Raw genomic sequence first — 23,341 nt, forward strand, 5'->3', positions numbered from 1 at the left:
TCCATGGACATGATGACTTTCTTCTCGGAAGAAAGCCGCCGAGAGGCTGAGGCCCTCGCCCACCGCTCCATTGCAAGCCTGATCGGCAATGAAGGGCGAACAGCGGTCGTTACCGGCGCGGCGCGCGGCATCGGCCTCGCCATTTCACATCGTCTCGTCGAAAGTGGCGCTTATGTTGTTCTCGCGGATCTGCGCGCGGATGACCTCGCAAAGGCTCGCGACAGTTTCCCCCAGGCATTCCGCGCGCGAACCGCAACCCTTGAAGTGGACGTGACCCGGGCCGATGCGGTGAGAGCCTTGGCCGAAACGGCGGTCGCACGGACCGGCAGACTCGATATATGGGTGAACAACGCCGGAATTTTTCCACCCAGCGGCGCCATTCAGGAAGCCGAAGACACTGTTTTCCAACAAATCCTTGCGGTCAACGTCCAGGGTGTCTTCATGGGCGCGCGCGAGGCGGCCCGGCACATGGTCGGCAAAGGCGTTATCCTCAACATCGCGAGCATCGGAGCCATCAGAGGGCAAAATGGCATGAGCGGTTATTCCGCCAGCAAGCATGCCGTTGCCGGCCTCACACGCAGCCTGGCCCTGGAACTGGGCAAATTCGGCATAAGGGTCATGGCCATTGCGCCCGGCCTGACCGTGTCCCCCGGCAATGCGGAAGCCCTGGAGCGCGTCCAGGCTGCCGGCCACAAGCTGGCGAGCCTGTCCGCCCCGCTTGGACGTATCGCGCTGGCGGACGATGTAGCTCGCGTTGCACTATTTTCGGTGAGTGACATGGCCGCGATGATGACGGGCCAGATTCTCGTCATTGATGGTGGGACTACCGCTTGAAGGGATGGCGAATCCTGACACCCCCCGCCTGAGACTTGTCCTCCCTTCACCCGAAATGGGACAATCCCGAAACTGAAAATTGAATTGCATAATTATATTATATTTCAATCTATTATATTGGCATTTCCTCCAAAATCCAAGCTCCCGACAGCTTGAAGCCTAGCTCTTGCACAGCATCACTGTCCACTTGCCCCCTCATGCCTCTCATGAGTTCTTCCATTTTTCTATCGCGCAATACTTTCTTGTCAAACAATGCCGCGCAGCATAGTATCAGGCCTAAAGGGAGGCGAAAATGGATCGCGAAGAGATCGAAGCCCGGCTTGCCATCACCGATGTCCTGCACCGCTATGCAAGGGCAATGGACAGGATGGATGCCCCTTTGGCCCTGAGCTGCTGGCATCCAGGAGGAACCGACGACCATGCGCCGCTTTATTCCGGCACGGCTGCAGGCTTCATAGAATGGCTTTGGCCAGTCCATGCGACACTCGAGTTGACGCGCCATTCGATCAGCAACGTCCTGATTGAAGTAGATGGAAGTAGGGCGGCGACCGAATGCTATTGGCAAGTGACGTTACGCAAGAAATTTGGCGAAGATATTTGGGATTCGATCAGCCAGGGCCGGTATATTGACCGTTTCGAGCGAATTGATGGCTCCTGGGCGATAAATCATCGCCAATCCCTGATGGATTGGAATCGAACGGAAAAAGTCCTGCACCGTCGAGGTGACCCGGGGGTTCCGATTATCGTCGAACCCAATAATCCCGAGGTTCAGCCGCCCCCTAACAGGCGTGACCATGGCGACTATTCCTATTCCGCTCTCACACATCGCTCACCAGGGAGGGTATCCGTTGGCTGACAGCTCCATTCTGTTCCAACCACTGAAGGTCGGTAACATCAGCGTGCGCAACCGGATTGCCATGGCGCCTTGCACGCGCCAGCGCGCGCATCTGGACGGCACCCCCACCGAGTTGATGATCGAATATTACCGGCAGAGAGCCGGTGCCGGCCTCATCATCAGCGAAGGGATCAGTCCCGCGGCCGGCGGCAATGGCTATCTGTTTGCGCCGGGGCTTTACACCGACTCGCATCAGAAAGGCTGGCACCGGATCGCCGAGGCCGTGCATGCAGCTGGTGGCGCCATCTTCGGGCAACTGATGCATGTCGGCCGACTGAGCGATCCGCTGGTTTTGCCGCATGGCACAAATCCTGTCAGCGCTTCGGCGGTGCGGCCGGATCCGCTCGCACGGCACTACACTGTCAATTGCCCCCGCCCCAAACGCGTCTATGGAACGCCCCGCGAGCTTTCGATCGAAGAGATCGGAACGGTGGTCGGCGAATTCGCGGATTGCGCGCGCCGAGCCCGGGACGCCGGCCTGGACGGCGTGGAACTCCATGCCGCCTCGGGCTATTTGCCAATGCAGTTCCTCTCCACCAATTCGAACAGACGAACGGACCGATATGGCGGCAGCGCAGAAAATCGGGCCCGTTTCGTTCTGGAGGTCGTAGAGGCGATGCAGGCCGCGACGAGCCCTGGCTTTGTCGCCGTGAAAGTCAGCCCCGGCTGGACCTTCCACGATGTATTCGACGACGATCCGGTGGAAACCTATTCCGTGTTGGCGCGGGCGCTGTCCGAACGGCAGATCGCCTATCTGGAAGTCGGCAACTATGGTCAGCCATGGGATGTGCACGCCGTGTTGCGCCCCCTGTTCGCCGGCCCGATGATCGGCGTGGCGGGCTTTACGCGATCGAAGGCGATTGCGGCAATCGCGGCGCATCGCGTGGACATGGTCGCCTTCGGTCAAGCCTATATCGCCAATCCCGATCTGGCCGAACGCTATCGCGACGACCTACCCATCAACCAGCCGGACAGTTCGACCTTCTACACCCAGGGCGCGGAAGGCTACACGGATTACCCGACCTACGAAGCAGCAGAGGCGGACCAGTTGCTACCCGTAGATTCCGCATTTGCGACCGGCTCATCCCGTTCGTCGCAAGCCGGCAAACTGCAGCCGGTAAATTGAACGTGAAAATCGACCACGGAAAACGCGCGATCGCTGGCGCACGTGCGCTTGTGACGGGCGCCAATGGCGGACTTGGCGTCGCACTGGTCGACACCCTTCTGTCCCGAGGGGCAGTTCAGGTGCATGCGGCGATGCGCAACATCGCCAACACGCCGGATCATTGGCGAGGCGACGACCGCATCCGCCCACTCATTTTCGATCTTACGCGCCACGACCTGATCGAAAAGGCAGCGGCGCTTGGGCCGTCACTGGATTTGATCGTGCACAATGCAGGTGTGACCTGCATCGGACCAGTAAGCGAAAAAGACGATGCGCAGGTTCGACAGACAATGGAAGTGAATTATTTCGGCCCGGCGCGCCTCACACGCCTCGTTTCAGAGGAAATGAGCCATAGACAGGCAGGAATGATTTTTGTTCTTTCGATGGCGGCCATGATTCCACCTGGGCCGGCGCCGATTTATAGCGCAAGCAAGTCGGCATGTGCCATGTATGCCGCAGGTGTTCTTGCCGATTTAGGCAAACGTGGTCTGGAAGTGATGCTGGCATTTCCTGGCTATATAGACACCCCTATGGCGGCAGCTTTTTCCAGCTTCAAAGCCACTCCTGCCGAAATCGCGGAAAACATGCTGGATTCCTGGGAATCCGGAAAAACCCACGTTTTTCCAGATAAATTCAGTTCAACTGTTTTTGAATACATGACTTCTAATGGCGGAAGAATGCTAATTGACACTGAAAATGTACGGCACGAAATTGCAGAATATTATAATTCCTGGTCGTCTTCTCAAAATAAGAAATGAATTTAAAATATAATCTGTATTTTAAAATCAAACAAGGAAAAGAAGATGATATTTAAAAATCATAAACTCATATCTCAAAATTTGAGTGAAATTGATATTAATGATCAGAAGTTATTATTGAATCCATTTGATTATTTTTCCCGTTTACGCACGGAGTCTCCAATATTTCGTGATCCTAAAACCGATATTATAAGTGTCTCGACTTACGAACTTGTCCTTTCGGTCAACAAGCAGCCCAAGATATTTTCCAGTGAAATGGCCACTCTACTCAAATCGGGTGGCGTGGGTAGAATGGACCGTGAAGAAGAAGCCATCATGGCTCAGGGCCTGCCATGGGTAAACACCATGCTGACAGCCGATCCTCCCCAACATAGCCGCTATAAAAAAATTGCAATGAAAGCATTCACCCATCCAAGGGTGATGGAAATGACCGACTACATCACCGAAACGACACATGACCTTATAGACAGGATAAAGAGCAGCAAAAAAGTAGATTTCAAGAAATCCTTCGCTGACCAACTGCCTTCGATCATCATTGCCGACATGCTCGGCGTTCCGCGTTCGGATATCGGGCAATTCCAGACTTGGCTAGAGGCCGTGATGGTGCGGCTCAGCAGCACCTCTTCGCGCGAAGCAAGGATCGCCGCCGCCAAGCAGGAAATCGAGCTGCAACGCTACATGCTGGCAGCGATCGAGGATCGCCGAGCCTGCCCGCGCGACGATGTGATCTCCACCCTTGTTCATGCGACCCTGGCCGAAGAAGGCGATCCTCGCCCCCTCAATCAAGCGGAACTGATAGGCATCATCCATCAGATTTTCACCGCTGGTCAGGAAACGACCGCCCATACGTTGACATATGGGCTTTACATGATGATCCGAAATCCTGATCAACTCGCATTGACGAAAGATGACCTCAGTCTGTTTGAGAACCTCGTTGAAGAAGCTTTGCGGCATCTCACACCCACTCAGAATATGTGGAGAATTGTAAAGGAAGACACCGAACTGGGCGGACTTTCACTCAGAGCCGGAGATGTTCTCCTACTCCGATATGGCTCGGCTAATCGTGATGAGGGTTATTTTAAAAATCCCGAAGAGTTCATCATAACACGCAAAAATGCCAAAGGACATCTGGCATTTGGAGCAGGAATCCACACTTGCCTTGGCATGGCGCTTGCCAGGCGGGAGATGCAAATCGCCTTTCCAATTCTGTTCGACAGACTGAAGAATCTACGATTGACGAAAGATACCGATATAGAATTTACCGTCTCTATGCTACATAGAGGCATTAAATCTCTTTTAATTGAATTCGATTAATTTTCTAAAATAATTCCAGATATCTTCTACGCTGTCAAAGGGCATCCAGATCGTTGCTGCTTCGGGACTATCGAAGCCAAGGCACAGCCCTCTTGTCTTGTCGTAACGGATGGTGCTGCTCGAGAACACGACGCCCGTCGAGTCCGATAGGACGCCCGAAGATAGTTATCACTTCATGACCGAGATGACCGGCCGGGCGATCGCGTGGATGCACTACGCAAAGTAGCTGGCGCTGAACAGGTCCTTCTTCCTCTATTTCGCGCCCGGCGCGATGCACACCCTGCAGCATGTCACCAAGGAATGACGCGACAAGTTCAAGGGCAAATACGACATGGGTTGGGAAGCCTATCGCGAGATCGTCTTCGAGAACCAGAAGCCGATGGGAATCATCCCGCTGAAAACCGAATTGACGTCGCGCCATGACTGGGTTCCCGGCTGAGAAAGCCTCAGCGAGCAGCAGAGACCGTCTTTAACGTGCTCTTCGAGAATGAAGCCGGAGAAGTTGGCCGAGATGAAGACGAAGTTCGACGAAGCCGCCGAGAAATACCATGTCTATTCGCTGGACGACCGGCGCGCGGTGTGCTGCCGAAGCCGCCGCCGGGATCCGACCCGGCCCGACGCGCTTCACCTATTTCGCAGGCGCAACCCGCTTGCAGGAGACCGCCGCGCCGAACCGGAAGGCTGTTGCCCACCCTTCACGGTCGGGAACATGGCGTCGATCATCAGCGATTTCGGCTCAAGATTCGCGAGGGCTCCACAGGCTGGGGCCATAGCCTCCCAAAGTCATGGCTGCCTAGCGCCGCGTGTTGAATTCCTGCTTTCCAAACAGGTCCTGCGTTCGCGTGGAAGACTTGCCGAAGGGAATCGGGCACTCAAGCCGGATAGCCGACCCGAGGTCCGCCCCTGGCTCATTGCTTGGACATCGCCAGTTGGAACAGGATATTCTTGTCGATCATATGGCTGTGATCATCGTCGCCGATGTCGATCTTCACGATCTTCACGCGGCCGGTGAAGGCGTTATCGCCGACCCGATAGTCGCTGGTGACCGGTGAGCCCGTATCCTTCCCCACATCGGTGGTTTCATCCAGCGTGAAGTTCACAATGTGCGTCTGCTCCACCCGGCCGGACGCGACCTCCTTGCCGTCCACATAAAGGGCGATCGCAGCCCCTTTCCCAAGTCCGCCACCATCATATTTGAAGTCGACGCTGACATTATGTTCCCCGGCGGGAATCGGGGCATCGGCGGCGATGATCGTCTCCGTCACGCCGACATGGTTGTAAGCGTAACGCAGACGCCGGTTCTTCACATAAAGCGCCCAGCCGCCAGGGATGCCGCCCTGGTTGATGATGACGCCATTCGCGCTGCCTTCGGGCACCTCCAGCAAGGCCGTCACCCGATGCGACTTGTTGAGGACATTGATGACGGAGTTCTCGTTCAGCCGCCCCATGCCCTCGAAAAAGACCTGGCTGGTGCCATGCACCAATGTCGGCCGCCCGGCGATGTCCGGGTTCAGCCGCTCGGCGTTGCGATCGTCCAGCGGCAGCACATTGTATTTGGTCGCCTCGAACAGGAACTGGCGCTGCAGTTCCGCCAGCTTCTCAGGCCTTTCCTTCGCGAGATCGCGCGATTGCGTCCAGTCCGTGTTGCCGTCGTAAAGTTCCCATACATCGTCGTCGAAGGCGGGAGGCTGGCCATAGAAGTCCCACGGCGTGCGGTGCTTGGTCACCGCCGACCAGCCCTTGTGGTAGATGCCGCGGTTGCCGAACATCTCGAAATATTGCGTTTGATGCTTCTCGGTCGCGCCGGCGTCGTCGAAGCTGTAGACCATGCTGACGCCGTGGAAACACTGCTGCGTCACTCCATGAACCTGCTTGGGCTCTTTGATGCCGGCGGCTTCCAGGATGGTCGGTGCCACATCCGTCACATGGCAGAACTGGTGGCGGATGCCGCCCTTGTCCTCGATGCCTTTGGGCCAATGCACGATGGTGCCGTTGCGGGTGCCCCCCCAATGCGACGCAACCTGCTTCGTCCACTGATAGGGCGTGTTCAGCGCATGCGCCCAGCCGACTGCATAATGGTTATAAGATTCCGGTCCGCCGAATTTCTCCAGCCGCTCGATCATGAACTCCGGGTCTTCGGTGGCCCCATTGGGCGCCAGCATTTCGTTGAAAGTGCCCTGAACCGAGCCTTCGGCAGACGCGCCATTGTCGCCGATGATGTAATAGACAAGGGTGTTTTCCAACTCGCCCAGCTGTTCCAGCGTGTCGATGATCTGGCCGACATGATGGTCGGTATGTTCCAGGAAAGCCGCGTAGATTTCCATCTGCCGTGCCAGCACGGGTTTCAGCTTGTCGTCCATGTCGTCCCACGCGGGGATTTCGGCCGGGCGCGGGGTCAGCACGGCATCCTGCGGAATCACACCGAGCTTTTTCTGCCGCTCCAGCGTTTCCTCGCGGACCTTGTCCCAGCCATGGTCGAATTTGCCCTTGTAGCGGTCGATCCAGTTCGGCGGCACATGGTGTGGCGCATGCGTGGCGCCCGGAGCGAAGTAGACCAGGAACGGACGGTCCGGCGCCAGTGCCCGCTGCTGCTTGATCCAGCCTATGCACTTGTCCGCCAAGTCCTCGGTCAGGTGATAGCCGTCCTCCGGCAGACCCCACGGTTCGACAGGCGTCGTGTTCTCGAACAGCGCCGGATAGAATTGGTGCGTTTCCCCGGCGATGAAGCCATAGAAATGCTGATAGCCATTGCCGTTGGGCCAGCGGTCGAACGGGCCGATCGGGCTGGTTTCCCAGGCAGGCACTTCATGGCATTTGCCGAAGTGAGCGGTGTTGTAGCCGTTCATCCGCAGGATGTCGGGATAGGTTGCGCAACTGTTCGGGCGCACACCGGTATATCCTGGTGCCGAGGTGGCAGTTTCGGTGATGGATCCCATGCCGACGGCGTGGTGATTCCGGCCGGTCAGCAAAGCCGCACGGGTCGGCGAACACAGGGCCGTGGTGTGGAAGCGGGTGTATTTGAGGCCGGCCGCTGCCAGTCGTTCCGCCACGGGTGTGTTGCACGGGCCGCCAAAGGCGCTCGCGGCGCCGAAGCCCACATCGTCGATCAGCACCACCAGCACATTGGGAGCGCCTTTGGGCGGCTTCACCAGTTCCAGCGGCGGGAATTTCGCGTCCGGATCCTTGGCATCATAATATACCGTCCCCGGTCGCGGAATGTCCGGGACGGGGAGGACATCATATCCTCCCTTGTTTGCCGCTGTCGCGTTTATTCCGCCAGTTTTCTGCTTCTTACCCATCTAACCCTCCAACGCCATCGGGAATGATCGGCAAGGTTGCGCCCGCGAAGAGCGAAGCCCTTTGCCCCTTTGATTTTCCATATCGATATGGGAGAGTTAGGTTTGTTTGAGTCCGAACAAACTGGGGATCATGAATAAAACCACCTTCGAAGAGGCGGCGAGGCTGCTTTGCGAAACCGGCTGGCTGGCTTCCAGAACCGCGGTGTTCCGGAAGGAATTGTTGAAGCATGCAGCTCTGAAACGATTTACCCCCGGCCAGGTGATATTCCGCCATGGGGAGGAAGGTGGGGGAATCTACGGCCTCGTTTGCGGCACCCTCACCTTTAATTCCGCGCCACCCAACACGATTCCGCGCCTTGTCCATTTCGGAGCGCCAGGCATCTGGGCGGGCGAAGGCTGTTTCATCACGGGCGAGCCCAGGCGCGGTGAGATGCGTTCGCTCGGCGGGGCATGGATGATGCATGTGCCGCTGCATTCCATGAGGCACATGGCTGCCAGTGATCCCCGGATGATTCAGGACTTCGCCGCAATCAGCTTCACCATCATGGATACGCTGATTCGGATCGTCCACGACCTGCAGATGCGTTCGGCATCCCGGCGCATAGCCGCGGTGCTGGAACGCTCGGCCTGGCTGACGGGCCGTGCCATCCCATTATCCCAAAGCGATCTGGCCGTCATGTCCAACACATCCCGGGCGCAGGTCAATTCCGCGATCCGCGACTTCGAGGACAAGGGCTGGGTCGAGCATTCCTATCGGTCGGTAACGGTCACCGATATCGAGAGTCTGCGCAGCTATGTCTCGGGAGAGGATCTGGAATAGCGGCCAAGCTCTGCCCTGGCCAATTGCGAATGCGCCAGCCGCCGGTTTCCGACCCGGATCGATATCTTGGGAGAGCAGACTGATGGAGCGGGTGAAGGGAATCGAACCCTCGTCGTAAGCTTGGGAAGCTTCTGCTCTACCATTGAGCTACACCCGCGCGCCTGTCTCCTGCGACTAGCCTCGAGAGGCCGTTTTGGTCAACCGGGGACGGCTGCGACTAGCAGCCTTGCAGGCCGGCAGATGCAATCAAGCTGTGGACAACCTGCCCAGGCGACTTGCTTTCTACCAGATATGGTATCTATGCTCTTGCCAAGGACAAGAGTTTGCGATGGACGAAGGCTGGCGGCTGCAACAGATAACCGGAGCCCTGCGGAAAGCATCCCATGACGAGCCGCTACCCAATGCGCCCGACGGGAGGAGCGCTGATCTGATGAATCAATCGGCGATCGGGTTCGAAGCCAGGCGGCGCTGGCTTCTATGGGCGCTGGCGATCGTCTGCCTCGTCTGGCTGGCGCTGGCAGTGGTCGCCAACTTCCCGTTCTTCCTGCCGATTTCGGCCGATGAGGCGGCCTTCACGGCCAGCCTGTCGCGACTGCTTCCGCCCGTGATGGTGCTGTTACTGGTCCTCGCTTTCCTGCGGATCGGTCGCCGCCCGCTGGACATCGAGGAGATGGAGGCGCGGGTGGGCGCCGCCAGCAACGCCGCGTTCGACCTCGAAAGCCAGCTCGGGCGCATCCAGGCGACGCTCGGCGCCTGCGCGTCCGAGGTGGAGCGCATGCGCCTCGCCGCCGCGCCCACCGGCGATGGGCTTGCCGCCACCGCGCAGACGCTGGAAGTGGCCGCCGGCAACATGGCGCTTTCCTCGGACGACATGGGGAAGGCGGCGGCCCGGCTTCTCGACCTGGTGCCAGGGCTTTCGGCGCAGGCGACCGAAGCCGAGGCCGCGCTGCGGATCGCCGGCAGCGAGGCCCGGCGGCAACTGGAAACGGTGGAGGCCTCCCTTTCGCAAGTGGCCGCGCACAGCCGCGACGCCGGGCGCGAGGCGGAGTCGATGATCGCCTCCATGCAGTCGCTCATCGCCCAGATCGACCAGAGTTCGTCCGAAACCACCAAGACCATCGCCAATCGCGCCTACACGCTGGACGCCGCCGTCACCGGTGTGCTCGACCGGTCGGCGGAGGCGTTCAAGTCGATCGGCGACACATTGCAGGAACAGGCCCGGCGCGTGGAGCAGATGGTGGCGACCGCGCGCAACGAGCTCGACGCCTTCGGCAGCGACGGCACCCGCGTCGTCAGCCAGAGACTGGATGTGCTCCTGGGCGCCGCCAACCAGTTGAAGCAGCAGTTTCTGGAACATCAGGCGCTGACCGGGCAGTTGAACGAAGCGGCGACGCAAAGCCTCGCCGCCATCGAAGGCCGGATCGACGATCTGCGCCGGCACCAGGGCGAGGCCACGCAGGCGCTGGTCGCCGACACCGATGGAGCGATTTCCGCCATCGAAGGCCAGTTCGGGGCGTTCCGCGAGCGGCATCTGGAAGCGACGCGCAACCTCGTGGCGCAAGCGGACAGCGGCATTGCCGGCCTCGAAGGCCGGCTGGGGCAGTTGCGCGAGCGGCAGGTGCAGGCGGCCGAGGCGCTGATGGCCGATGCGGACGGCAACGCCGCCGCCTTCGAAGCACGGCTGGTGGAGCTGGCCGAACGGCAGCGGTTGGCGGAATCCGAGCAGCGCGAGCGGCTGGCTTCGGCGCTGACGGCGCTGGAAGCGCAGGTGGCGGCGATCGGCGCGCGCCAGCAGGAGGCGGCCGGCCGCCTGCAACAGACACTGGCCGAGGTGATTTCCGGCGTGGAGCAGCGGCTGGAAGCGCTGAAGGGCCGGCAGCAAGCCTTGGGCGCCGAGCTGGAAGCCGGGGCGCAGGCCGTTGCCTCCGGCGTAGAGCAAAGGCTGGAAGGGCTGGCTGCCCGGCAGACGGAGGTGCGCGCGCGGCTGGAAGCGGATGCGGCCGAAGGCATAGAGGCGGTGGAAACCCGGCTGGCGGGCCTGCGCGCGCGGCAGCAGGAACTGGCGCAGGCGATGCAGGCCGATGCCGCCGAGGGGATCGCAAAGGTCGAGGCGCGCTTCGCGGCGCTGGGCGCCAGCGGCGCGGACAGCCTGCGCGAGGCGGGCGAGTTGATCGCGCGGGCGCTTTCCGAATTGGACGGGCTCGGCGAAGCTCTTTCCGCGCGGCAGGAGCTGACGCAGGGTTTGAAGGGCCGGATCGACGCTCTGGCGCCGGCCTTCGAGGATTTCGCCGGCGGCGCGCAGGCCCGCATCCCCGAACTGGCGCGCGGGCTCGACCATCTGTCGGACCGGGGCCGCAATGTCGCCGAGCAGTTGGACGCGCTGGCCGGGCGGATCGAATCGCAGGTGGAGTTGCTGCGCGACAGCGCCGCCGCCTTCGAGCGCGACCATGCCGCCGTCGCCAACCTCGCCCAGTCGCTTGCGGGCGAGTTCGACACCGCGCGGGCCGTGGTCGGCGAAATCCACAGCAGCACGGAGCAGACGGCGATCACCGCCGCCGCGCGCATGGTGGAAAATGTGATGCAGGTGCGCCAAGCGGTGAATTCCACCTCCGCGGAAATCCGCGAGCTGCTGAATTCGGTGGTGGCGGAAGCCGAGCAGTCGCTGGACATCTTCGCCTCCACCAAGGCGGAAGCGGCCTTTGGTGCCCCCATCCGCCTGCAGATCGCGGCGCTGGAGGATGCCTCGGTGAAGGCCGCCGACGCCGCCGGCGCCGCTTCCGAGCGGCTGAGCGGACGGCTGGTCGATCTGATGCGCACCATCGCCGAAACCGAAGCGCGGATCGACGAAGTCGACACCCGCATGGAGGTGCGCGCCCGCGACACGCTGGCCGCCCGCTCGCTGCGGCTGGTGGACAGCTTGCAGGCCGTGTCGGTGGATGTCGCGCGCCTGCTGGCGGTGGATGTGGGCGACAGCGCCTGGGCGCGTTACCTGAAGGGCGACCGCAGCCTGTTCGCCCGCGCGACGGTGCGGCTGGCCGACAAGGAAACGGCGCGCCGGATTTCGCGCCACTACAACCATGACAGCGAATTCCAGGCCGAAGCCGCCCGCTATCTCGACCAGTTCGAGGAGCTGATCCGCCGCGTGCTGAAGGACCCGGACGGCGAGGCCTTCGCGCTGGTGCTGCTGTCGTCCGACATCGGCAAGCTGTATGTGATCATCTCGGAGGCGATCGGCCGCCCCATCGCCCGGCGCTGACAGGCTTTACACTGGCCTTTACAGCGGCCAGGTTCGCCAGGCCCACCAGAATATTCCGCCGGCAATCGCAATGGCATAGGGCAATGGCGCGCCTTCGCGCAGCGGCCCGGGCATGCTGTCGGCCGGGGCCCCCGCGCGTTTCGCGACCGCCCGCCCGGCCAGCAGGAGGATCGCCAGCACGCCGCCCGCCAGCATGACCCCCGCCAGCAGCATCGGCAGGCCCTTCAGCGTCGTCCAGGCGGCCGAGGCCACCAGCAGCTTCACGTCTCCGCCGCCCATCCAGCCGATCGCGAACAGGCCGGCGCCGATCCCGAACATCAGCAACAGGCTGGCGCCATGCCACAGCCACGGAAAGCCCGGCTGCGTCAGGCCATAGGCGACGGCCAGCGCCAATATGGCGATGGAAAGGCTGTCCGGGATTTCAAAGCGGCGGATGTCGCACAGTGCGGCGATCAGCAGCATCAGTCCGGCCAGGCCGGCGAACAGAAGCGGGAGCCATTGCATCGAAGTTCCTAGGGGTTGTGCGCGCTCTGCCCGCCGGCAAGCTGCTTCAGATAGGCGAGGTTGGCCGCCGCCGCGCTTTGATACTGTGGGTCCAGTTCCAGCGCCCGGCTGAAATAGCTTTCGGCCAGCTTCAGGTCGCCGCGCAGCATGGCGGCGTAGCCCACCGTGTTCAGATCGCGGCCAAGCTGCGCGCGGCTGCTGCCGGCGAAGGCCTCGGTGTAGCGGCCTTGCAGCCCGCGCGCGAGGCGCAGGTTCGTCTCGGCGATTTCCAGCCCGGGCCGCAGTTCCAGCGCCTTCAGGAAATCCGCCTCCGCCTCGGTGGTGCGCTGTTGCAGCAGGCGAGAATAGCCGCGATTGTTGAAGGCGTTGGCGTCGTTCGGGGCGGCGGCGATCGCCTTGCCATAGGCGGCGTCCGCAGCCTTCCAGTCCTGGCGCTGGTCGGCCAGCACCGCGAGCGTCGTCCAGGCGCGCGCCAGAGCGGGGTCCAACGCCACCGCGGTTTTCAGCAGTTCCCCGGCCACTTCCACCTGGCCATCGCGCAGAGTGGCGACCGCGCGCCCGGTCTTGGCGCGGGCGGCGAGCGCCGGCTCGGCTTCCAGCGTGCGGAACAGCATGTCGGCCTCGTTGCGCAGACCGGAGGCCAGCAACAGTTCCGCTTCCCTGAGGCGCAGTTCCGGGCTGTTGCCGCGCGCCTGCGCGCGGGTGAGCAGATCCGCCGCCGACTTCAGCCGTCCGTCCGCAAGTGCCTTGTCGATGAATTCCAGCGTCAGCGTTTCGCCATCCGGGAAAACCTCCGGCGCCGGCTGCGCGTGGAGGACCGCAGCGCCTGCCGACAGGGCAAGAACGAGCGCGAGCCCCATCCTGCGTCCTGCGCCGATCACGCCGCCCCCGCGCGCGCGATGAGGGCCTGCAGCCGTGCCACCTGCTCGTCCACATCCGCCGGAGCCTCGCCATGCTGCAGCCGCTGGGCGAAATTGTTCAGCCGCGCGTCGTCGCTGGCGAAAGGCTGGGCGAAGGAGCGCTTGCGGCCGAGCGGCTCGTCCGCCGGCAAGGCCGGGCTTTCCGCCGCGCCGAAATCCGGCCGGGGCGGCAGCAGACCAGTGCCGACAAGGCCGGCGGGTGTGGCGGTGCGCCGGATATCTGCCTCCGGCGTAGCCCCGCCTTGCAGAATCTGGTTCAGGTTCCACTCGGGATCGCCCGCCGCCGGCAGCGGCGGCCGGGGAGCGGCGAAGAAGTCCGCGGCATTGGCGGCGAGACCGCCCTCCACCGGGCGGGCGCCCAGCGCCAGATCCAGCATCGCCTGCATCATCGCCGGCACGGCGGCCGTCTGCGCCGAGGCCAGAAGCTGCGCCTGCCGCTGCGCATGGATGGTGGCGGCCACCGCCTCCCGGCGGATGGCGGCCGCCTCGGCTTCGGCGATCAGCCGCTCCTCTTCGGCGGACAGGGCGACGACCGGCAGAATGGCGTTGGCGACAGCCCCTCCCGCAGGCGCCCCGCCCAGCAGCAGCCGCACTTCATGGGCGCTCGTGCGCAGCAGGCGCGCCGAACCGGCTGTGGGCGCGGGGTAGGCGGTTTGCGCGGCGGAGGCCCGGTCCATGGAATGCGCCGAATCCACGGTTGCGCCACGGTCGGCGTCGATCTTGCCCAGAATGCGAAGGGCTGTCGCCTGCACGTCGGAATCGCCGGTCGCCACCGCCAGCGCCAGAAAGCGCGCGGCTTCGCCCCTTTCGCCCTGGAGATAGAGCGAATAGCCATAATTGTTGAGCAACATGGGCGAGCGGGGATCGAGCCCCAGCGCCATTTCATAGAAGGTGCGGCTGGTCTCGAAATTCCCCAGCCGATCGTAGCAGACGGCGGCGCCGTTCAGCGCCTCCACCGATTCCGGCGCCTGCGCCAGCGCCCGGTTGTAGGCCTGCAACGCGCGCAGCGCATCGCCTGCCGCCAGTAGGGTCCGCCCCTCGGCCAGGGCTTCGGCGACACTCGCTTCAGGCGCGGCTCCATCTTCAAGTGGTCGGCCGGCATGCGCGTCCGCAGCCGTCGCATGGGCCAGCAGCGCGCCCAGCGCCAGGGCAGGAAGCCGCTCCTTCGTCCACATGCCTCTGTTGACGTTAGCGTTAGCCACCGAACATTCCATCCCGCAACGAGATCGAGGCCGGCAACGCCAGCACGCCGATCATAGTCGGCAACAGGAACAACACCAGCGGGATGGAAAGGAGAACCGGAAGCCGATGCGCCTTTTCTTCGGCCCGCATGCGCCGTCCTTCGCGCATTTCAGCCGCATAGACCTTCAGCGCCTGCCCGATGCTGGCCCCCAGCTTGTCCGACTGGATCACCAGCGTCGCGAAGGACTGGATTTCCTCGACACCGCTGCGCTTCGCCATATTCTTCAGGGCTTCGGACCGCGCCCGCCCGGCGCGCAGTTCCAGAGATACTCCGGCGAACAGGTCGGCAAGCTTCGGATGCAGGTTGACGATCTCCTGGCCGACCCGGGCGAAACAGGCGTCTATGCCAAGCCCTGCTTCGACGCACACCAGCATCAGGTCGAGCGCATCCGGGAAGCCGTTCAGAATTTCCTGCTTGCGCCTGTCGGCCCGGCCGCTGACGATCACGTTCGGCACATAAAGCCCGGCAGCCGCGGCAACGACCAGCAGCATATACAGCTTGGAAACGCTGAGCGAGGCGCCCGAAAGCGTCACGAGGGTATAGGCCAGCACAGGCAGAAGCAATGTCAGGCCGGTACGGATCAGCACATAGGCTCGAACGGCATAGGGCTGCTCATAACCGGCCAGTGCCAGCTTCTCGGCCAGCACGTTCGATTTCGAATCTTCCAGCGAAAGTCCACGCGCCTCGACCTGCGCCACGAGTTTCGCCCAGAGCGAACCGCTATGGTCCGTCTTGAGGGAGGGGATGCCCGGCTGGCTCGTCACTTCCGAGCTGCGCGGGCTGGTGGAAAGGCGCTGCGCCACATCCACCTTCCGTCCGAACAGAGGGGCAAGCGCCAGCACCACCAAGACCACCGCACCGAACACCAGCGCCAGGATCAGCCATGTCATCATCTCGCCGCCCATGGTCAGACCTTCAGGTCCACTAGCTTGCGGATCAGCATGATGCCCATCGTATACCAGGCCGAAAGGCCGATCAGGCCAGGCAGGAACCAGGGATCATCCACCACATCAAGATAGAAGTGTGGCTGGGTGGAAAAGACGAAGAGGAAAGTGCCGATAGGCAGAACTGAAAGCACGATCGCCGTCATCTTGCCCTCCGACGCCAGTGCGCGGACCTTCAGCACCATCGACTGCCGTTCGCGGATCACCTTGGAGAGCCCTTCCAGAATGTCGGCAAGATTCCCCCCCGTTTCCGCCTGGATGGCTACGCAGACGGAAAACATCTGGATGTCCGTCGTCTGCACACGCCCGGCGAGATTGTCGAGCGCGTCGCGCAGGTCATAGCCATAGCTGATTTCGGCGACGACCATCGCGAATTCCGAGCCGATCGGGTCGGGCATTTCCTCCACCAGAAGGTCCAGGGCGCCCGTCACCGGGTGACCGGCGCGCAGGCCCCGCACGAAGATGTCGAGGGCGACAGGAAACTGCTCCTCGAACTTCTTCATCCGCTTGGCCGCCTTGCGATCGAGGAGGATGAGCGGCAGCACCGTGCCGATCGCCACGGCGAACACGAGCACCAGGATGAAGGCGGTCACCGAATTCAGCATGTCGGCGATGCCCAGCAGGATCGGCGCGGCTAGGGCGATGCCCGCGGTCGCCACGCCCATCAGCATCAGCAGCCGCTCCGCCGTCATCCGCATCCCGGCCTGGGTCAGCTTCAGCTCCAGCTTGTTGAGGATCGAGGAAACCAGCGTTTCGCTACGCGACTGCTTTTCCCGCTTCAGCGAGGCCTGCACCTCGGTCGCCATCCCGCCCGAGCGCAGCGAATCCAGCCGCCGACCCACGCGCGATTTCGGCGCATGCACGTCCCGATAATAATAATAGGCCCCCTCCACGAGGAGGACGACGCCGAAGAACAACAGCGTCAGGACGAGGGTGCTGCTGTCGGGCAACATCAGGCGGCCGAGTCCAGCCGGCGATAGGGATCGAACAGGCTGCCGGGCAGGTTGATGCCGCGCGCGCTCAGATATTCCATGAACTTCGGCCGGATACCTGTCGGCTTCAGTTCGGCGATCACATTGCCCTGCGCGTCGATCCCCTGCCGGTCGAAGCGGAAGATCTCCTGCATCAGCACCGTCTCGCCTTCCATGCCGGTCACTTCCGCCAGCGAGGTGAGCCGCCGCTTCCCGTCCGACAGGCGTTCCAGCTGCAAGACCACATGAATGGCCGACGCGATCTGCGAGCGCGCCGCCTTCGGGCTGATCTCCAGCCCCGACATGCCGATCATCTGCTCCAGACGGGAAAGCGCGTCGCGCGGCGTGTTGGCGTGGATCGTCGTCATCGAGCCATCGTGGCCGGTGTTCATCGCCTGCAGCATGTCGAACGCCTCGCCGCCCCGGCACTCGCCGAGCACGACCCGGTCCGGCCGCATCCGCAGCGAGTTCTTCACGAGGTCGCGCTGGTTGATCTCGCCGCGCCCCTCGATATTCGCGGGCCGGGTTTCCAGCCGGATGACGTGACGCTGCTGCAGCTGCAGTTCCGCCGAATCCTCGATGGTCACGATCCGCTCATGCTCGCCGATGGAGGCGGACATGGCGTTCAGCATTGTCGTCTTGCCCGAGCCGGTCCCGCCCGAGATCAGCACGTTGCGCCGGCCCTTCACCACCGCCCGCAGCGTCTCGGCGCAAGCTTCGGGCATGGCGCCGAACGACACCAGCTTGTCCATGTCGATCGGCGTCTTGGAGAATTTCCGGATCGTCAGGATCGGCCCGTCCACCGCCAGCGGCGGGATGATGGCGTTCACCCGGCTGCCGTCCGGCAGGCGGGCGTCCACCATCGGCGAGCTTTCGTCGATCCGCCGCCCCATCCCCGAGACGATCTTCTGGATGATCCTGAGCAGGTGGCGGTTGTCGGCGAAGGCGGCGCGCGTCTCCTCGATCCGGCCGGCGCGCTCAATGAAGACGATGAAGGCCGTGTTCACCATGATTTCGGTGATGGACGGGTCCTTCAGCAGCGGCTCGAGCGGCCCCAGCCCCAGAAGCTCGTCCAATATGTCTTCCACCAGCTGCCGGCGCTCGGCCAGGTTCAGCGCGTGGTTCATTTCCTTCAGCATCTCGGTGACGATGTCGCCGATGTCGCGCCCCACCTGCTCGCGGGTCATGGATTCCAGCGCGGCGAGGTTGATGCGGCTGAGCAGATTCTGGTGCAGTTCCACCTTCAGTTCGGTGTTGCTGTCCATGCGCGGCACATCCGCCTTCTTCGGGGCGGGCGCGGCGTCCGGCTTGGGCGCGGCCTTCGGCTCCGGGGCGGGCGCGGCGGCTGGAGTCGGCGCCAGCCGGCTGGCGGCGCCGTCCTTGCGGCCGGGCCAGATCATTGCCCGCCTCCGTCAACGGCCGCGGCCGTCTGCAAAGACTCGGCCAGCGCCTTCAGATCCTTCAGCACGCGCGACGAAGGCTTCACCTCCTTCAGCGAGCGCCCCTCGTCGTTGGCGGCGCTGACGGCGGCGGGGTCGTCGGCGAGGGTGAACTCCACCTTGCGGCCGAGCACCGCTTCGGTTTCCTTCAGGTCCACCTTGCCGAACAGGCCTTTCTGCACCCGGTTCGCGACGATCTTCAGCTTCGGCATCAAGCCGTTCGCCTCGATCACCTCCAGTTGCCGGCGCGCCTGGTGCAGGCCCGGCACGCCAAGGCCCGTCACCATGGCGATGGTGTCGGCCCGTTGCAGCACACGCACGGTCCATTCCGTCCAGGCGCTTGGCAGGTCCACCAGCACCACGTCGTAAACCTGCGTCGCCAGCCGCAGCAGCCGGTCGACGAACTCAATGGAAACGATGTCCAGCGGCATCATCTCGCTGGGGCAGGCCACCAGCGCCATGCCCGAGGGATGCGCCATCGCCACCGATTGCAGCAGGTCCGGGTCCAGCCGCTCGGCGTCCTCGATCAGATGCCCCAGGTGCAGCGACGGCCGCAGGTCCATCAGCAGCGCGGCGTTGCCGAACTGCACGTCGAAATCGATGCAGCACACTTTGGCGTTCGCCGCCCACAGGATGCCCAGTTGCGTCGCCACCGAGGTGACACCGGCCCCGCCCGTGGTGCCCAGAAAGGCCACCACCTTGCCCTGCCGCCGGGGTTGCTGCGGGGCGCCGCGGCTGGCCGCCGGCCGCGCCGGGCGCCGCGCCGGCTCCACCGCCTGGCGCAGTTCCTCGGCGGTGAAGGGCAGCGGCAGCACGTCCAGCGCGCCGGCGCGCAGCAGCGTGCGGGTGTCGGCCACCGTCAGCCCGTCCACCGCCGCGATCACCGGCAATTGCCCGCCGGTCATGTGCACGATGCGGTCGAACGCCTCGAGGTCGGCGCCGCGCGGCGCGATCTCCAGCACCACCGCATCGGCTTCCGCCAGCAGCGGTGAATCCTCGGCAAGTTCGTGGAGCGAAATCTCGGCTTCGACGCTTTCCAGCCCGACGCTCAGAAGCTGCTCGCGCGAGGGCGCCCGGCCAGCGCTTTTCACCAGCATCAGGATACGCGGCGCGCCCATCGAAGGCCCGCGCTCTTCCGCCCGCCGCCAGGGAGATGGTCCGTTCACGCCGGCTCCTTCCGTCGTCAGGGGCTCGTGCGCCGTCACTTGCCCGCGCCCGTCACGTCGCCGCCGCTGGTGTTGCCGGCGCCGCCCTGCTGCCCCACCGCCGAGTCCATGCTGGCGCCCGGCAGCGGCCGGACCTTGTCCGTCATGTAGCGGCGGATGGCGGCGGCGCTGCGCACGCCGACGCCGCCTTCCATCAGCGTGCCTTCGTAACGGGGATCCAGGTTCACCGTCTGCACTTCGATGTTTCGGCGGACGGTGCAGCCGAAATCCTTGTCCTCGGCCGAAGCCGGGGCGCTGGCTGCGCCATAGAGGAACAGCGGCGCCGCCATCAGCGGCAATGCGATACGGGCCAGTTGCGGCTTCTCGGTTTGCATAGTCTCACCTCACGATATGTCCGGACTCCCCGTCGACTCCGCCGGGCTTCGGCGAGGATGACGGCGAGAGCGGCACGACCTTTTCTGTTTTTCCAAGGAGGAAGAGATCCATCGCCCCTGGTTCCCGCACGCGATCGGTGGGGAGCGCGACCTGATCGGCGCGCACCGGGCGCACGATCCGCGGCGTCACCACGATCACCAGTTCGGTTTCGTTCTTCTGGAACGAGGTGGAGCGGAACAGGGCGCCGATGATCGGCAGCTTGCCCAGCAGCGGAACGCCGCGAACGCTGTTCGCATAGTCCGACTGGATGAGCCCGGCCATGGCGAAGGACTGGCCGTCGCGCAGTTCCAGCGAGGTGATGGCGCGCCGCACCTTCAGCCCCGGGATGCTGGTGCCCGACAATTGGATGGCGACTTCCCGGTCGATGGAGCTGACTTCCGGCGCCACGCGCAGGTTGATGAGTCCGTCCGCCAGCACCGTCGGCGTGAAAGCGACCGCCACGCCGAAGGGCTTGAACTCGACGGAAAGCCGTCCGTCGCGATCCACGCCGGAGGGGATCGGGAGTTCGCCGCCCGCCAGGAAATTGGCGGATTCGCCGGACAGGGCGACAAGGTTGGGATTGGCCAATGTGCGGATCAGGCCTTGCCGTTCCAGCGCCTCAAACTGGATATCCAGACTCGTTCCGAACAGTCCGGCAATCCGGCCGATATAGGGGCCGCTCTCCATATTCGAATTGCCGACGACGGATCCGCCGTTCCAACTCACCTGGCTCAGCCCAAGCTGTTTCACCGTGCCGCGCGACATTTCCGACACCCGCACTTCCAGCAGCACCTGCTGCGGCGAGCCGACGGACATCAGATTCAGCACCTTTTCCGGCGCATAGGTGGAGGCCAGCGCCATGATCCGCTCGGCGGCCAAGGGGCTGGAAACCTGCCCCTCCAGCACCAGCGCGTCGTTGGAATTGCTGATCCTCACCGGCTCGCCGGGGAACATTTCCGAAATCTGCCGCTTCAGCCCCAGCACGTCCGGGCCGACCACCACATCGACGACGGCGATCAGATTGCCGCCGCGATCGTAAAGCGCGAGGTTGGTGGAACCCGTCGCCCGCCCCAGCACATAGACGCTATTGGCGTTGAGCGGCATCACATCGGCGATTTCCGGATTGCCGATCATCGCTTTCGCGAACGCGCGGTCCAGCTTCAGCACCTGCGACTTGTTGACCGGCACCGCCATCACAGCTCCGGCGCGGGCGTCACCCGTGCTGATCGTCTGCGCCTTCAGTTCGGCCGGAACGCCGGGGAATGAAAGCGCGGCCGCGAACAGCGCCGCCACCAGCGCAGCGCGAACCGGTTTCGGGGAAAGGGAATTTCTGCGCATCAGCGAGGCACCCGATAGCTGGTGGTTTCCGTTCCGCGCACCACCCGCACCTCGGTGCCGGAGGTGTCGGCGGCAACACGCGGGGCGCCGGAAGCCACAGCCGGAGCACTGGCGTGGGACGCCCCTCCGCCGGTTGGCGGCGGCCGCATGCCGAAGGCCTCATTGGCGCTGGTCAGCGCCACCGGCACCCGCGCCTCATCGCCTGTGGGGCGCAGCGCCAGAGCAATCTGGCCGATCTTCTGTGCCAGAACCAGCTTCTGCGCTTCGTTGGGCGTTACCTCCACCGTCGCGGACTTTACCAGCACTGGTTCGCTGGCTGAGGTGTCCTGCGTCTGGCCGACAGCCAGCACGCGCACACCTTGAATGATAGCGGCGGCATAGGCTGCCTCGTCTCCGAATTGGCGGGTCAGGATGATGTCCACCCGATCTCCCGGGGCTACGAAGCCGCCCGCGCCGGAGGTTTCATCGAGCGGGATGGAAACTGCCCGCATCTCCGGGCCGAGCAGCGTAGAGGAAGCAAGGCGACCCACTTCACCGGAAATGGCGGAGGCCAGCAGCAATTCGCCCTCTTTGATATCACGAAGAGCCGTGCGACTACCATCGGCTATTGCATCCCTTACTTCCGTGTAAGATCCGTCGGGCAAGGTGCCGGGCCAAGGCGCGAGCTTGAGTGCCTGCGCATCAAGCTTTTCACCAAACTTTAGCGCCCGACCCGCCACCACTGCATAAGTCTTCGGGGCTTCCGCTACCGGCTTGGCGGCATTGCCCATCATCGTCTTGACGCCTAGCACAGCCATTAGGCCGAGCAAAACCGCTCCGACTAACAGGAAGATGGACGATCGGCGCATGACCCCTTGACACCTTCTGGTTATTGGGCGCCTCAGCGGCGGAGCCGGTCAGCGCCAGTTTCCCGGAATCGCTATGGTTAATTTCTGCTTCGCGCAAGAGTTACACGAAGAATTTTCCTGTTCTCCATAGACCTGTTGCTAAAAGGCATCCATTTTGGTTTTAGAACGCGGAAATGGGAAGTGGGCCTCGCGCCGCGAAAGCGCGAGGCCCGGATTCTTAAGCGCAGGTCAAAGTGCCCAAGAGGGCACTTGAAGACTTAGCCCAGCTTGTCAGATTCGACTTTGATCTTGTCAGCCGAGGCTTGGAAAGCGCCGTTGAGATTGTTTCCAAGTGCCGTGATGCCGACGATGATGAGGCCGCCGATCACGGCGAGGATCAGGCCGTATTCCGCAGCCGAAGCGCCGGACTTGTCGGACAGAAGCTTTTGCATGAAGTTCTTCATTTTGCGACTTCCCTATTTAATTGGCCGGATTTTCCGGCATTGTAGTTAAACCAGTCGTTTCTGGAGACTGGCCGCTGCGGGCACTTCATCGTCTTGAAAGTCCGACCCCCCGTTAAGAGCGCCGGGTTTCGCCCCGATCCGTGCCTCTGCCCCGACTGGTAACCATATCCATTTTGGGTTGCAATAGAGAAAATGCCGGGAACCCCCTTGGAGATATGGGTTTTTTGCATTGGTTAACATTCCGGCAAGCTTTGCGGCAGCATGTCCTAAGCGGCCGGACCTACCATATGAAGTGGCATCGCATACCAGCAGGGGCCGTATCTCGGGGCCGCAGGGCAGCTGCGCGCCGGCAAATCAATCGCCCGACCGATAAACCTGCCACTGCGTTTTCTACCGCATAGAAAGTCCCGACTCGTCGAATCGCAGTCTCCGTGTCCAGGAATTCACCGGACACAAGCAGAATTGCATCCATAGGCGAGTCGATTCGAGGGAAAGAGAGGCAATCCCTGCCCGGACACCGAACATCGATCGCAACTCGTCGCCTCCAACTTCGCTCCCCTGCCATTCGCTATTCCAAACTCGCCCCGTCACCCCGGGACTTGACCCGAAGTCCATGTTTTACTTCAAGCACTTGGCCTGCGAAAGCCGGGCCCCGGGTCAAGCCCGGGGTGACGAATGGCGGCGCGCTGTCCAGAGCAAGGTCAGAAACCCCTATCTCTGAAGGGCAAGGACTCTCACATTCAAATATTGCCGAGCTGCAAAACCAGCCA

The 23,341-nt window shown here is 62.8% G+C and carries 19 protein-coding genes and 1 tRNA gene; 7 read left to right on the top strand and 13 right to left on the bottom strand.

Annotated elements, in window-relative coordinates; all coding sequences use genetic code 11:
- Positions 1-3 precede the first annotated feature (3 nt).
- From L6Q21_RS06130 to L6Q21_RS06150, 5 genes are all read left to right on the top strand, one after another.
- Positions 4-834: an SDR family NAD(P)-dependent oxidoreductase gene (locus tag L6Q21_RS06130; protein ID WP_237829795.1), complete on the top strand. Its 831-nt coding sequence runs from the start codon at positions 4-6 to the stop codon at positions 832-834.
- 292 nt (positions 835-1,126) lie between these two features.
- Positions 1,127-1,690 carry a nuclear transport factor 2 family protein gene (locus L6Q21_RS06135; protein ID WP_237829796.1) on the top strand — a complete coding sequence of 188 codons (564 nt, stop codon included), beginning with the start codon at positions 1,127-1,129 and terminating at the stop codon, positions 1,688-1,690.
- Positions 1,629-2,855, top strand: a complete 1,227-nt coding sequence (locus L6Q21_RS06140) for an alkene reductase (RefSeq protein ID WP_237829797.1) — start codon at positions 1,629-1,631, stop codon at positions 2,853-2,855. Before L6Q21_RS06135 ends, L6Q21_RS06140 begins: the two co-directional genes overlap by 62 nt.
- 2 nt (positions 2,856-2,857) lie before the next feature.
- Positions 2,858-3,652, top strand: a complete 795-nt coding sequence (locus L6Q21_RS06145; protein ID WP_237829798.1) for an SDR family NAD(P)-dependent oxidoreductase — start codon at positions 2,858-2,860, stop codon at positions 3,650-3,652.
- Between the two features lie 45 nt (positions 3,653-3,697).
- A complete protein-coding gene (locus L6Q21_RS06150; RefSeq protein WP_237829799.1) occupies positions 3,698-4,966 on the top strand; it encodes a cytochrome P450 in 1,269 nt (422 codons plus the stop codon).
- Positions 4,967-5,874: 908 nt separating this feature from the next.
- Here the strand turns inward: L6Q21_RS06150 and L6Q21_RS06155 are convergent.
- Positions 5,875-8,265: an arylsulfatase gene (locus tag L6Q21_RS06155; RefSeq protein WP_237829801.1), complete on the bottom strand. Its 2,391-nt coding sequence runs from the start codon at positions 8,263-8,265 to the stop codon at positions 5,875-5,877.
- Between the two features lie 130 nt (positions 8,266-8,395).
- Here L6Q21_RS06155 and L6Q21_RS06160 point away from each other — a divergent pair, with 130 nt between their 5' ends.
- Complete coding sequence (locus tag L6Q21_RS06160) at positions 8,396-9,085, top strand: Crp/Fnr family transcriptional regulator (RefSeq protein WP_237829803.1); 690 nt, start codon at positions 8,396-8,398, stop codon at positions 9,083-9,085.
- 83 nt (positions 9,086-9,168) lie between these two features.
- On the opposite strand, the gene L6Q21_RS06165 is transcribed toward L6Q21_RS06160, so the two are convergent.
- Positions 9,169-9,242 (bottom strand) — tRNA-Gly (locus L6Q21_RS06165).
- Between the two features lie 273 nt (positions 9,243-9,515).
- On the opposite strand from L6Q21_RS06165, the gene L6Q21_RS06170 reads away from it, so the two are divergent.
- Positions 9,516-12,341 carry a coiled-coil domain-containing protein gene (locus L6Q21_RS06170; protein WP_237829804.1) on the top strand — a complete coding sequence of 942 codons (2,826 nt, stop codon included), beginning with the start codon at positions 9,516-9,518 and terminating at the stop codon, positions 12,339-12,341.
- An 18-nt stretch (positions 12,342-12,359) separates the two neighbouring features.
- Here L6Q21_RS06170 and L6Q21_RS06175 read toward each other — a convergent pair whose 3' ends face one another.
- The 11 genes from L6Q21_RS06175 to L6Q21_RS06225 all read right to left on the bottom strand — a co-directional run bounded on the left by L6Q21_RS06175 (position 12,360) and on the right by L6Q21_RS06225 (position 22,571).
- Positions 12,360-12,845, bottom strand: a complete 486-nt coding sequence (locus L6Q21_RS06175) for an A24 family peptidase (RefSeq protein ID WP_237829805.1) — start codon at positions 12,843-12,845, stop codon at positions 12,360-12,362.
- Between the two features lie 8 nt (positions 12,846-12,853).
- Positions 12,854-13,705: a tetratricopeptide repeat protein gene (locus L6Q21_RS06180; RefSeq protein ID WP_237829806.1), complete on the bottom strand. Its 852-nt coding sequence runs from the start codon at positions 13,703-13,705 to the stop codon at positions 12,854-12,856.
- A gap of 17 nt (positions 13,706-13,722) precedes the next feature.
- Complete coding sequence (locus tag L6Q21_RS06185; RefSeq protein WP_237829807.1) at positions 13,723-14,967, bottom strand: tetratricopeptide repeat protein; 1,245 nt, start codon at positions 14,965-14,967, stop codon at positions 13,723-13,725.
- Positions 14,960-15,901 (bottom strand): type II secretion system F family protein, encoded by a 942-nt coding sequence (locus L6Q21_RS06190; RefSeq protein WP_237829808.1) that lies wholly within the window; start codon positions 15,899-15,901, stop codon positions 14,960-14,962. Before L6Q21_RS06190 ends, L6Q21_RS06185 begins: the two co-directional genes overlap by 8 nt.
- 14 nt (positions 15,902-15,915) lie before the next feature.
- Positions 15,916-16,905 (bottom strand): type II secretion system F family protein, encoded by a 990-nt coding sequence (locus L6Q21_RS06195; protein WP_237829809.1) that lies wholly within the window; start codon positions 16,903-16,905, stop codon positions 15,916-15,918.
- A complete protein-coding gene (locus L6Q21_RS06200; protein ID WP_237829810.1) occupies positions 16,905-18,323 on the bottom strand; it encodes a CpaF family protein in 1,419 nt (472 codons plus the stop codon). Before L6Q21_RS06200 ends, L6Q21_RS06195 begins: the two co-directional genes overlap by 1 nt.
- Positions 18,320-19,528 (bottom strand): CpaE/TadZ family protein, encoded by a 1,209-nt coding sequence (locus L6Q21_RS06205; RefSeq protein WP_237829811.1) that lies wholly within the window; start codon positions 19,526-19,528, stop codon positions 18,320-18,322. The genes L6Q21_RS06200 and L6Q21_RS06205 overlap by 4 nt, the downstream gene beginning before the upstream one ends.
- Positions 19,529-19,563: 35 nt before the next feature.
- Positions 19,564-19,902: a hypothetical protein gene (locus L6Q21_RS06210; protein WP_237829812.1), complete on the bottom strand. Its 339-nt coding sequence runs from the start codon at positions 19,900-19,902 to the stop codon at positions 19,564-19,566.
- Between the two features lie 4 nt (positions 19,903-19,906).
- Positions 19,907-21,280 (bottom strand): type II and III secretion system protein family protein, encoded by a 1,374-nt coding sequence (locus L6Q21_RS06215; protein WP_237829813.1) that lies wholly within the window; start codon positions 21,278-21,280, stop codon positions 19,907-19,909.
- Complete coding sequence (cpaB, locus tag L6Q21_RS06220; protein WP_237829814.1) at positions 21,280-22,128, bottom strand: Flp pilus assembly protein CpaB; 849 nt, start codon at positions 22,126-22,128, stop codon at positions 21,280-21,282. The genes L6Q21_RS06215 and cpaB overlap by 1 nt, the downstream gene beginning before the upstream one ends.
- 257 nt (positions 22,129-22,385) lie before the next feature.
- Positions 22,386-22,571 (bottom strand): Flp family type IVb pilin, encoded by a 186-nt coding sequence (locus tag L6Q21_RS06225; RefSeq protein ID WP_237829815.1) that lies wholly within the window; start codon positions 22,569-22,571, stop codon positions 22,386-22,388.
- Between the last annotated feature and the right edge of the window lie 770 nt (positions 22,572-23,341).

Source organism: Sandaracinobacteroides sayramensis (assembly GCF_022014495.1).
Taxonomy (GTDB): Bacteria; Pseudomonadota; Alphaproteobacteria; order Sphingomonadales; family Sphingomonadaceae; genus Sandaracinobacteroides; species Sandaracinobacteroides sayramense.